At 69.2% G+C, this 9,393-nt stretch carries 13 protein-coding genes; 6 read left to right on the forward strand and 7 right to left on the reverse strand.

From position 1 onward, the window contains the following. Positions 1–95: 95 nt before the first annotated feature. From D1409_RS13580 to D1409_RS13590, 3 genes are all read right to left on the reverse strand, one after another. Complete coding sequence (locus D1409_RS13580) at positions 96–1,181, reverse strand: glutamate--cysteine ligase (protein WP_123537517.1); 1,086 nt, start codon at positions 1,179–1,181, stop codon at positions 96–98. A gap of 265 nt (positions 1,182–1,446) precedes the next feature. Further along, positions 1,447–2,076 (reverse strand): fibrillarin-like rRNA/tRNA 2'-O-methyltransferase, encoded by a 630-nt coding sequence (locus D1409_RS13585; RefSeq protein WP_123537518.1) that lies wholly within the window; start codon positions 2,074–2,076, stop codon positions 1,447–1,449. After that, a complete protein-coding gene (locus D1409_RS13590; protein WP_123537519.1) occupies positions 2,073–2,972 on the reverse strand; it encodes an NOP5/NOP56 family protein in 900 nt (299 codons plus the stop codon). The genes D1409_RS13585 and D1409_RS13590 overlap by 4 nt, the downstream gene beginning before the upstream one ends. A 125-nt stretch (positions 2,973–3,097) precedes the next feature. Here D1409_RS13590 and D1409_RS13595 point away from each other — a divergent pair, with 125 nt between their 5' ends. Beyond that, complete coding sequence (locus D1409_RS13595) at positions 3,098–3,280, forward strand: hypothetical protein (RefSeq protein ID WP_123537520.1); 183 nt, start codon at positions 3,098–3,100, stop codon at positions 3,278–3,280. An 80-nt stretch (positions 3,281–3,360) separates the two neighbouring features. Next, complete coding sequence (locus tag D1409_RS13600; RefSeq protein ID WP_123537521.1) at positions 3,361–3,594, forward strand: DUF2249 domain-containing protein; 234 nt, start codon at positions 3,361–3,363, stop codon at positions 3,592–3,594. A 33-nt stretch (positions 3,595–3,627) separates the two neighbouring features. Here D1409_RS13600 and D1409_RS13605 read toward each other — a convergent pair whose 3' ends face one another. Continuing rightward, positions 3,628–4,008, reverse strand: a complete 381-nt coding sequence (locus D1409_RS13605) for a putative zinc-binding protein (protein ID WP_123537522.1) — start codon at positions 4,006–4,008, stop codon at positions 3,628–3,630. A gap of 116 nt (positions 4,009–4,124) precedes the next feature. Between D1409_RS13605 and D1409_RS13610 the strand changes: the two genes are divergently transcribed. Next, positions 4,125–5,282 carry a DUF2249 domain-containing protein gene (locus D1409_RS13610; RefSeq protein ID WP_123537523.1) on the forward strand — a complete coding sequence of 386 codons (1,158 nt, stop codon included), beginning with the start codon at positions 4,125–4,127 and terminating at the stop codon, positions 5,280–5,282. A 59-nt stretch (positions 5,283–5,341) separates the two neighbouring features. Here D1409_RS13610 and D1409_RS13615 read toward each other — a convergent pair whose 3' ends face one another. Both D1409_RS13615 and D1409_RS13620 read right to left on the reverse strand, forming a co-directional pair. Next, the gene (locus D1409_RS13615; RefSeq protein ID WP_123537524.1) at positions 5,342–5,626 is read right to left on the reverse strand and encodes a sulfurtransferase TusA family protein; all 285 of its coding nucleotides are present in this window, start codon (positions 5,624–5,626) and stop codon (positions 5,342–5,344) included. Next, the gene (locus D1409_RS13620) at positions 5,619–6,635 is read right to left on the reverse strand and encodes a hypothetical protein (protein ID WP_123537525.1); all 1,017 of its coding nucleotides are present in this window, start codon (positions 6,633–6,635) and stop codon (positions 5,619–5,621) included. The genes D1409_RS13615 and D1409_RS13620 overlap by 8 nt, the downstream gene beginning before the upstream one ends. Before the next feature lie 155 nt (positions 6,636–6,790). Between D1409_RS13620 and D1409_RS13625 the strand changes: the two genes are divergently transcribed. The 3 genes from D1409_RS13625 to D1409_RS13635 all read left to right on the forward strand — a co-directional run bounded on the left by D1409_RS13625 (position 6,791) and on the right by D1409_RS13635 (position 8,771). Next, the gene (locus D1409_RS13625; RefSeq protein WP_206425051.1) at positions 6,791–7,108 is read left to right on the forward strand and encodes a CGCGG family putative rSAM-modified RiPP protein; all 318 of its coding nucleotides are present in this window, start codon (positions 6,791–6,793) and stop codon (positions 7,106–7,108) included. 116 nt (positions 7,109–7,224) lie between these two features. Then, positions 7,225–7,842: a hypothetical protein gene (locus tag D1409_RS13630; RefSeq protein WP_123537526.1), complete on the forward strand. Its 618-nt coding sequence runs from the start codon at positions 7,225–7,227 to the stop codon at positions 7,840–7,842. Further along, on the forward strand, positions 7,842–8,771 hold the full coding sequence (locus tag D1409_RS13635; RefSeq protein ID WP_206425052.1) for a hypothetical protein: 930 nt from the start codon (positions 7,842–7,844) through the stop codon (positions 8,769–8,771). The genes D1409_RS13630 and D1409_RS13635 overlap by 1 nt, the downstream gene beginning before the upstream one ends. 34 nt (positions 8,772–8,805) lie before the next feature. Here D1409_RS13635 and D1409_RS24560 read toward each other — a convergent pair whose 3' ends face one another. Beyond that, positions 8,806–9,267, reverse strand: a complete 462-nt coding sequence (locus D1409_RS24560) for a metal-dependent transcriptional regulator (RefSeq protein ID WP_164471681.1) — start codon at positions 9,265–9,267, stop codon at positions 8,806–8,808. Positions 9,268–9,393: the final 126 nt, after the last annotated feature.

Genomic DNA, 9,393 nt, shown 5'->3' on the forward strand with positions numbered 1-9,393 from the left:
AGCCCCTCCCGGGTAAAAATCTTGCCGACGTTCCTGCTGGACGGTAATCCCGGAGGTTCTAGCGGAGAGCTGTCTCCGTTCTGCCAGTCGGGCGACTACTCGTACTGGAGGCGCAGCGAGTCACAGAGCGCGTCGACCCCCTCGTCCTCGCGGAGGCGGCGCTGTCGGTCGGCGCCGCTCTCATCGTCGTACAGGTCGCGGATGCCGGAGACTCCCAGTCGCTCGGCCTCGCGGTCGACGAGTTCGCCGAGGTCGACAGTCGACTCGAACTCGCGGTCGAACAGGGCGGCGTCGTGGCCGTGGCGCAGCGCGCGCCACTTGTTCTCGTCGTGGAGCTCTCGCCGGACCTCGGACCCGTTCTCTCCGTCCTCGTACCGGGCCGCGAGATCGGTGACGAGCGCGTGGGTGTACTCGACGAACGCGAGCACCTTGTCGGGGTCGGCCTGCCCGTCCGGCGTCCGCACCTCGACGGTGCCGTGGCCCGAGTGGGGGCGCACGTCGAACCAGAGCTCGCCGCGGTCGTCGATGCTGTCGGTCTCCAGCATCCGCCGCTCGTAGTCGTCGAAGGCGTCGTAGTCCGCGAACGCCGTCGGCATCCCGGTGTTGGGCAGCGCCTCGAATATCTTCGCGCGGGCCGACTCGAGGCCGGTGTCGAAGCCGTTCCAGTACGGCGAGTTGGCCGACAGCGCGAGCATCACCGGGAGGTGCCAGCGGAGTTCGTTGGCGATCCAGACGGCCTTGTCCGCGTCGTCGACCCCGACGTGGACGTGGAGGCCGGCCGTCGTGTTCCGATGTTGCGGGTACTGGATGCGGTCGAGCTGTGACTTGTAGCGCGGTTTCTCGGCGTGTTCGAGTTCGCGCCACTTCGCCAGCGGGTGGAGCCCCGCGGCGGCGATGTCGAACCCGTTGGCGGTCGCGTGGTCGACCAGCGCCTCGCGGACCGCCAGCAGGTGCTCGCGGGCGTCGCCCAGTTCCTCGATGATCGGCGTCTGGGACTCGACGACGCACTTGAACAGCTCGTGGTCGAGGCGTCCCTCCAGGAGCGCCGGCGGGTCCGACTCGTAGACGAGTTCGTCCGTCCCCGATGTGGGGCGGCCGTCCTCGTCGACGACGTAGTACTCCTCTTCGATCCCGATGGTACCCGTCCGACTGAACGTCTCTCGCGAACCCCGCTCGTCCATCGACACGTACGTCGGGCCGACGGCGCTAAAAATTTCCCTTCTCCGCCCCACCGCGCCCCGTTCCGCCGAATCGATTCGAGGCGTCCGTCTCTCGGCGACCCCGTAGCAGTCGCTCGGTGGTTTTAGAGAGACGGGTTAGGTCAGTCAGCAATAGCCCGCAATGGGCCGAAAGGTACTGCTGACCGTGCCGTCTACCACGTACTCTCTCCCACCGACGGATAACCCCTCCGGTACTCCGCCCGGGTTCCCGTGCGTTCCTCACCGCTCAGCGCGGGGTCGCGACGATCCCGAGGTGGTCGTCGTGATGGGGCGCGAGCCGCCGGGTTTCGAGGATCTCGTAGGTCGACTCGAGCTCCTCCAGCACGTCCTCGAACACGTCGCCGGGGTCGCGCGTCACGTCCTCGCTGCGGGCCTTGACCGCCATCAGGAGTCGCCCGTCTTCGCGGAGGAACGTCGCATTGGCCGTCGCCACCTTCGCCTGCCCGCGCGTCGCGACGTCCTGGACGATCACGTCGACGGGTTCGACGACGTGGGCGTACGTTTCGGGCTTGCGGGCGTCTTTCAGCAGGGGGAAGAGGTTGCCCCGCGGTTCGGCGGCGTCGAGGAGGTCACGGGCCGGTCGCGCGGCGAACTCGACGCCGTAGGTCGGACCGGCGAAGTCGGCGACGTGACTGGCGGTCGTCCCCGCGGCCGCGCCGAGGTACAGCACCGTCTCGCCGCCGACCAGTCCGGTGTCCAGCCCGAGTTCGAGCATCGCGCCGAGCTTGGACCGGTCGGGGTTCCAGGCGCGCCACTCGCCGTCGGTCGGCTCGCCGTACACCGGTTCTCCCTTCGTCGCCAGGCGCTCGATACCGTCGAACTCGCGGCGGACGACGCCGTCTGGGAGGTCGCTCACGAGCCGTCACCTCCCCGGTCGCTACCGTCGTCCGCGCCGTCCGCGTTCCCCCGAATGGTCGCGATGCGCTCGTCGAGTTCCGCGTCGAGTTCGGGTTTGCGCTCGCCGCTGTAGTGGTCGACGCGCGCGGCGATGGTGAGTTTCCCGGCCAGCGCACGGGCCGCCGACCCGCGCTGGTCGGGGTGGGTCCCGCGCACGTACTCGTGCGTGAAGATGATCCCATGCTTCGGCGACGGCGCCGCCCCGCGGAGGTGGGCGAACAGGGCGTCCTCGGCGCCGAGCACCTGGACCGTGCTGCTCGGCTTTCGTGCGAGCGTGTCGAGCCCGCCGGTCAGCGAGATCAGCCGTGCGGCGAGCACGGGCCCGGCCATCGCCGCGAGGTTCGGTGCCACGGAGGGCGTCGTCTCCTCGACGTACGCGCGCAGTTCGTCGGCCTCGTCGGCCAGTGCTGCGGTTCGTTCCGCCAGCGCCACGAGTCGCGCTTCGCCGGGATCGGACGCCTCGGTGTCGCCCCGCTCCGCAGCGAGGTCGCGGGCGTAGTCGACGCCGGTACCGGCGTCTTCGTAGCGCGTGCCCGCCCACTCCGCGACGCGCTCGGCGAGTTCGTTCGCGGTGCGCTCGCAGTCGTCCATCGCGCGGACCGCGTGGATGAGCTGTTTGTCGTCCGCGCGCTCCCGTTCGTGGATCTCCCGGCGCGCCGCCTCCATGGTCGCCTCGTGGAGTCGGTCGTAGTACTCGTCCGCCGAATCGACGTATCCTGCTTCGACGGCCAGCCGAGGCCACTCGTCCGGTTCGTCCGCCTCCCCGTCGGTGACGGCTCCGACGGCCGCCTCGACGTCGCCCGGGTCGAGGCCGTCGAACCAGCCCGCGCCCGCGGGGTTGCTTGTCCCAGTCATTACACGGCAGTAGTCCCCCTCCTCGTAAATGCGTTCCCGAACCGACGAGCGAACCGCTCGCCGTCGGTCCGGGACCGAACCGATTCGGACGAACGCTCAACCCGACCGGCCCCCACGAACGGACGATGGGAACTCTTCCGTCCGTCGCGACCGACCCCGGCCTCCTCGTTGGACTCCTCTGTGGCGCCGCCGGATTCGCGCTCCGCGGAACGGAGGCGGCGGTCCTGTGGTTCGTCGTCGGCTACTTCGTCGGGAAGTCGATCCAGAGCACGGTGTGGACGCTCACCGGTGGGCCGACTGCTCGGTAGCGGGCGGCGGCGGTGGCGTCGCTCGACCGAAGGTATTCGCGCGAACCCTCTCGAGGGTCCGCGTGTACTGTTCTGACGCGATGACCGGTCAGCAACTCGATCTGCGAGAGATACCGCCGCCCCAGCGCCATCCGAAGATCTTCGACGCCTTCGAAGACCTGGAGAGCGGAGAGGCGCTCTCGCTGATCAACGACCACGAACCGACGCCGCTGTACCACCAGATGAGCGCCGAGATCGACTCGTTCGACGCCGACGGCTACACGGTCGACCGCGTCGGCCCGAACGAGTTCATCGCGACGCTCCCGAAGAAGTAGCCGGACTCACTGCGATTTCGGTTTTTGCAGGGCTCAGGCCGTCGACGCCACGCGTTCGACTTCGTCGACGAGTTCCTCGTACAGCGCCTCGGCCTGTTCTTCGTCGTACTCGGTGTGATACTCCTTGGCCACGCCCCGTTCGGCGAGGTTGACGTGGCTGTCCGGTGTGACGCCGTGTCCTTCCAGACTCTCACGCGCACACTCCAGCGGGCAGCCGTCGATCACGACCATCGGTCGCCCGGACGTCGCGGTGGTCACGAGTGGGGCGACGTCTCCGCCCACACCGGCGATGCAGGACATCTCGGCGATCCGCTCGCGGTCGAGTCTGACCGCGATGTCGTTGGCCATCTGCGCGGCGCTCGAACAGCCGGAACAGGAGTACACCAGCGGCAGGTCGTCGTAGTCCGTGCTCATCGCGACAACGTTCGCCTCAGTCCGGCGAAAGCGTACTCCCGAACGGCTTCGGTCCCGTTCCCCCGCGAAGCGATTCGCGAACGGACCTATCCGTCTCCTCGTCCTATCGAGACGCGATGACTTCCGAACTCGACCTCCGTTCGCTCCCGCGAGCGGACCACCGCGACCGGATCTTCGAGACGCTCGACGACCTCGGCGCCGACGAGTCGGTCACTCTCGTCGCTGACCGCGCCGTGGGCGTCCTCCTCCATCACTACCAGATCGAACGCGGCGCCCGACTCGAGTGGCGGACCGACCGGGGAGACGACGAGACGCGAACGGTCACGGTGCGGAGCGGGGAACCGATCGGCGACGACGACCTCGTCGAGTTCGACGTGCGCGAGATGCCGCCCCAGCGACGCCACGAGGTCCTCACCGACACGTTCGACTTCCTCGACCCCGGTCAGGGGTTCGTCCTCGTGAACGACCACGACCCCAAGCCGCTGTACCACGAACTCAGGTCGACGCGCGGCGAGACGTTCGAGTGGGAGTACACGAGCGAGGACCCCTCGGAGTGGCGCGTCGAGGTCGTCAAGACCGACGCTTCCGAGTCGGATTCGGGAGGCGACGACGTCGCCGCGAAGTTCGACGTCCGCGAGATCGACAAGCGGGAGCGCCACCCGACGATCCACCACCGGTACGGGAACGTCCCCGAGGGCGCGACGATGGAGATCGTCGCACCCCACGAACCACGTCCGCTCCGTCGCGAGTTCGTCGAGCGATACGGCGACTCGTTTTCGTGGGACGTCGTCGAGAACGAACCCGGTCGCTGTCGCGTCCAGATCACGAAAGAGAGCGGGGGAGCCGACGGGGCGTCGGCAGAGCACGACGGGTCGTCCGCCGAGGACTCGCTCACCGTCACGTCGGAGCTGGACGTTCGGGACCTCCCGCCGGCCCAGCGACACGAGCGCATCTTCGACGCGTACGACGAACTGGAGTCCGGCGAGGCGTTCGTCCTCGTGAACGACCACGACCCCAAGCCGCTGTACCACCAGTTCGATGCGGAGGCCGGGCCGGCGTTCCGCTGGGAGTACCAGCAGCGAGAGCAGGGCGAGTTCAGGGTCCGGATCGGGAAGGCAGCGGGCGCAGAGGCGAGCGACGGCGAGATCGGTAGTGGACACGGTGGCTGCGGTCACGAGCACGGGAGTCACGGACACGGGGGGCACGGACACGAAAGCCACGGACACGGCGGCGGGGCCAACGACAGATCCGGACCGACGGACGCGCCGTTCTGAAGCCGGCTGCGCGACGGAAACACCCTTCGGGCCCGCTCCGCGCGACGGCCGCCGCGGTTTCACGCTTCGTGGATCTCCAGATACGTCGTGTACTCTTTCCGCAGTAATCGACCGCGCTCGCTCTCGATGGCGAGCAGTTCGTGGGGCGTCTGGGCCGCTAGCTGCGGGTACTCCGATTTCGCCCGCCTGTCGGTGCTCTTCACGACCAGCACCGCGCCGTCGGGGAGGTCTTCGAGCGCCCGCTGGACACGAGCGATCCCGCTTGCACAGCCGCGACCCCGATTGTCGACGGTCCTGTCCGGGTCCACGTCGGGGGCGGTGTCCGGGATGGCGGGCTCAGTCATCGCCCGGCACCTCCGAACTGCCGTCGGGTCTGCCACTGTCCGCCGGGCGCTCGGTCTTCGGGTCGCTCCAGCCGAGGTCGTCGAGGTCACACACCCCTTCGACGGGTGAACACGCCCGCCACATCGGACAGAGCAGGAAGATGACGAACAGAAGGCCGATGGCGGCGACCTTCGCGAGGACGGCGAGGCCGACGACGCTCCCGAGGTACGTCCCGACGGTCGTCCCGAGCGCGTCGACCGCCTGATAGAGTCCGGTCAGGAGCAACGTCGGGATGACGAGCCTGACCGTCCAGCGGAACCGTTCGAGTTGCTCGCCGGCGGCGCGAACCACGGCGAGCGTCGGCCGTCGCTTCCCGGCCGGCACCGCGACGAAGATGTTCCAGACCGCGCCGCCGATCCACGCCGCGAACGCCAGGAGGTGCATGACGCGAACTCCGACGGCGACCGGGTCGCCGCTCCGCACCGCGACTTCGGCACCGGCCGTCGCGACCACGACCGCGAGTGCGAGCGCCAGCGACGCGAGCCCCGTCGGACTCCGGAACTGGGCCTCGACCGATCCGTCGTGACGGGTCGCGACCGCCGCGAGCGGGAGCAATGCTACCAACGACGCGACGAACGCGTAGACGGCGGGCGTGGGGCCGAGCGAGGCACGGAAACCTGCGAGAACGACGGCGCCGCCGACGGCGAGCACGGCCAGTGCTCCGGTCGCGATGCGGTCGAACCGAGCGTACATCTCGGCGCAGTAGTCGGCGGACCCGGTATCGAGATCCGCCGGCCGGACGAACGCGTGCTTCCAGACGAGGCCGCCGGTGAGGACCCCGAGCGCGACGAAATAGGCCCACTTCGTCGCCGCGAGGGCCGCGCTCGCGTGCCCGTTCAGCGTCGTGGTCACCCACGTCCCGACGAGCGACGCCGTCAGGATGACGGCAAGCGCGACTTTCGGGAGCGTGTACCTGTCGAAGAGCGCGTCCGCCGCGCTCGCGGCCGTCCGCGTCTCTGACTCTGACATGTGGGTGAGTTCCCCTCGGTGGCGGATCGAACCGACCGGAGCTAAGCCTCCGGGCGGATATATTCGGCCGAACGCACTTTGCCGCCCGCTGGTGACTGCCACGTCATGGTACCTGGACCAGTCCAGCGGGCCGCCGACGGCGGACGGGGAGGCGGGTGACGAACGTGTCCGAAGCGTACGCCGACCGCGAGCCGGTGACGAGGCGGGTCCACGACAGACCGTGGGTCGCCGACCTGGAGACGGACGAGCACGCGGCCGACCGTCCACTGACCGTCGCGGAAGCCGTCGACGCCGTCGAACAGACCGGACGTGGCGAGCACGTCGACCTCGTCACGCACGAACGCCACGGCGACCCCGCGTCGTACCTCTACGAACCGGTGCGGTCGGTGGACCGCCCCGTCGATATCGCCCGCGAGGGGCGCTGTTCGTGCGGCGGTTACGTCACTCGGGTCACGGTCGGTCCCGGGAACTGACCGGACGCGGCCGTCGCGTAGAACCCGTTCGGCCGTCGCAACCCTCGCGACCCCCTCAGTTCCGGGCCGAATATATTGGGCGACACCGACCTGTGTCCGCGCGGTCGAGTGAGCGTATGGTCGGATTCAGTTCACCCTTCGGTGGCGGTGGCGGCGACGGTGGCGGGACCAGTTTCGACGCCTACGACGAGTTCGTCCCGGCGAACGTCCCGGAACCCGGTCGGTTCCTCGACGGACACGACGTGCTCACCGGCGACGATCACCTCGCGTTCCACCGCCTGACGCGAGCGCTGTTCGAGGAGCGAGGTGTCTACGACATGACGTTCGGGTACAACCTCGCGCGACTCAACTGCGATACCCGACACCGGGGGGCGGGGTACCGCTACGCGCGCGACGCGGACGACCCCTCGGTGCTCCGGGCGGAGTTCACGCCGACGACGCCGTTCTGCCCCCAGAGCGACACGCTCACGAAGGGGTCGCTTCGCGCCTGGACGGGGCTGGCCGACCGACACGAGTACGACGTCGTCCGCGTCCGCGTCGACGAGATGCACCACCGGGCCCGGGAGATAAACGAGACGCTCGCGGACATGGAGGAGTCGCTTCCGGCCGAAGACGGGTTCGACGGAGAGGACGACGCGGACGGCCGGGAACGGCCCGGACAGGGTGGCGGGTGCTCGCAGGGGGCCGGAACCGGCGGGTCGTCGCGCGGCTACGGCGCGGACGCGCCGTTCTGATGGCCGATAGAGACTCGGGAGCCGTTGAAGATAGAAACGTCGAGCCCGCTGAAGAGAGTGACACGGCGGCCGTCGAGTGGCGACGGCGGTCGCCCGACACTGGCCGTCCCCCGCTGGTCCGCCGGCTCCCGTACGTCGAACTGAAACTCGAACACCCGGACCTCGAACCGACGGGGTACGCCGACCAGTTCTACCCCGACGCGGTCCCGTACGAACTGGACGGGATCCACCGGATCTTCTACTGGCGACCGGCGCTGTCTCCGTCGTCTCCACCGCCCGACGACTGGGCGGCGGCGTGCGCGACGACGCACGGCCTCGTCGGTCTCGACGCCGATTCTCGGACGAGTCCACCGCTCGCGACCGACGACGGGGCGGCCCTGACGGTCGTCGTGGGTGGAACCGTCGGCGGGGACGCCACGACCGCCCGCCTTCGGTCGTACTCCCTCCCCGACGTCACGCTCGAAGCGGTGTCGGAATCGGACGCCCGACTCACCGCCGACGGGAGCGCGTACGCGGTGTCGTCCGGCGAGCGTCGCAGGATCGGTCTCGATCGGCGACGCGTCGAACACCCGGGGGACGACAGGGACGCGTCCGCGGTGACACCTGAACTCGTCGTCCGGTATCCGGGTCGTCGCGAGGTCCACCATCCCGCTTCCGAGTCGACGTATCGGCTGTTCCCGTCGTTCGGACTCGATCTCGACGACCTCCCGAGCCCGCTCCCGGTCCCGACTTCAGCGGGAGAACTCGACGCCGTTGCGCTGGCGAGGCGGCTGGGAGTCGACCGCTCCGAGCGGCCGTATCCCGAACGGGTGCTCTGGCGAGCGTTCGCCCATCACGCGTTCGACCCGCACGTCGAGACGACGCCGGAACTGACCCCGCTCGAGAGCGGGCACGTCCTGCTCTGGACGGACCGGTTCGAGGCGGACTAACGCCCGACCGCCCGCAGAGCGGGTTCTGCGACACTTAGACTGGGCAGCCGTCCTGCGCGCTCGCCGTCTCGGGGCACTCGTCGAGACAGGGCCGATCGGTGAGCTCCCGGAGACGGAAGACGGCGTCACGCGGCAGCGTGACTGCGATCTCGCAGACCGTCTCGTCGTCGAGGGCCACGTCCAGTTCCGACTCGAAGAATGTCGTGACGGCACAGAAGCGCCGGAAGAGACCGACCGCGAGCGACGCGCCGCGGCCCGTCAGGACCACTCCCCGGTACTTCTCGTAGTCGACGAACCCCCGGTCGCCGAGTTTCGCAGTCATCTCCGTCACGCTGGCGGCGCTCACGTCGAGCGACCGCCGGAGCGCTCCCGTCGACACCCGGTCCGTTCCCGCGGTCGAGAGTCGGTGGATGGCCAGCAGATACCGCCCCGTCGCTCCTCCGATCCTCGGCCGTCGCGGCACGTCCGGGTCGGTCTCGCCGATATCGACGCTCATACGCTCCGTCTCTCGCGTCACCCGGAAACGGTTCTCCCGAATCGCTTCGCGACCTGACGGACGGTCCGAACTCGACGACGCCGGCGCTCGCTCAGTCGGCGGTCGCCGTACGGCTTCGTTCTCTCC

This window comes from Halosimplex salinum (assembly GCF_003730195.1).
Classification (GTDB): domain Archaea; phylum Halobacteriota; class Halobacteria; order Halobacteriales; family Haloarculaceae; genus Halosimplex; species Halosimplex salinum.

What these genes read in the sequence shown, in the direction of transcription:
- D1409_RS13580 (WP_123537517.1), bottom strand. Translation starts at nt 1,181, where the DNA reads ATGGACGAGCGGGGTTCGCGAGAGACGTTCAGTCGGACGGGTACCATC.
- D1409_RS13590 (WP_123537519.1), bottom strand. Translation starts at nt 2,972, where the DNA reads ATGACTGGGACAAGCAACCCCGCGGGCGCGGGCTGGTTCGACGGCCTC.
- D1409_RS13595 (WP_123537520.1), top strand. Translation starts at nt 3,098, where the DNA reads ATGGGAACTCTTCCGTCCGTCGCGACCGACCCCGGCCTCCTCGTTGGA.
- D1409_RS13600 (WP_123537521.1), top strand. Translation starts at nt 3,361, where the DNA reads ATGACCGGTCAGCAACTCGATCTGCGAGAGATACCGCCGCCCCAGCGC.
- D1409_RS13605 (WP_123537522.1), bottom strand. Translation starts at nt 4,008, where the DNA reads ATGAGCACGGACTACGACGACCTGCCGCTGGTGTACTCCTGTTCCGGC.
- D1409_RS13610 (WP_123537523.1), top strand. Translation starts at nt 4,125, where the DNA reads ATGACTTCCGAACTCGACCTCCGTTCGCTCCCGCGAGCGGACCACCGC.
- D1409_RS13615 (WP_123537524.1), bottom strand. Translation starts at nt 5,626, where the DNA reads ATGACTGAGCCCGCCATCCCGGACACCGCCCCCGACGTGGACCCGGAC.
- D1409_RS13620 (WP_123537525.1), bottom strand. Translation starts at nt 6,635, where the DNA reads ATGTCAGAGTCAGAGACGCGGACGGCCGCGAGCGCGGCGGACGCGCTC.
- D1409_RS13630 (WP_123537526.1), top strand. Translation starts at nt 7,225, where the DNA reads ATGGTCGGATTCAGTTCACCCTTCGGTGGCGGTGGCGGCGACGGTGGC.
- D1409_RS13635 (WP_206425052.1), top strand. Translation starts at nt 7,842, where the DNA reads ATGGCCGATAGAGACTCGGGAGCCGTTGAAGATAGAAACGTCGAGCCC.
- D1409_RS24560 (WP_164471681.1), bottom strand. Translation starts at nt 9,267, where the DNA reads ATGAGCGTCGATATCGGCGAGACCGACCCGGACGTGCCGCGACGGCCG.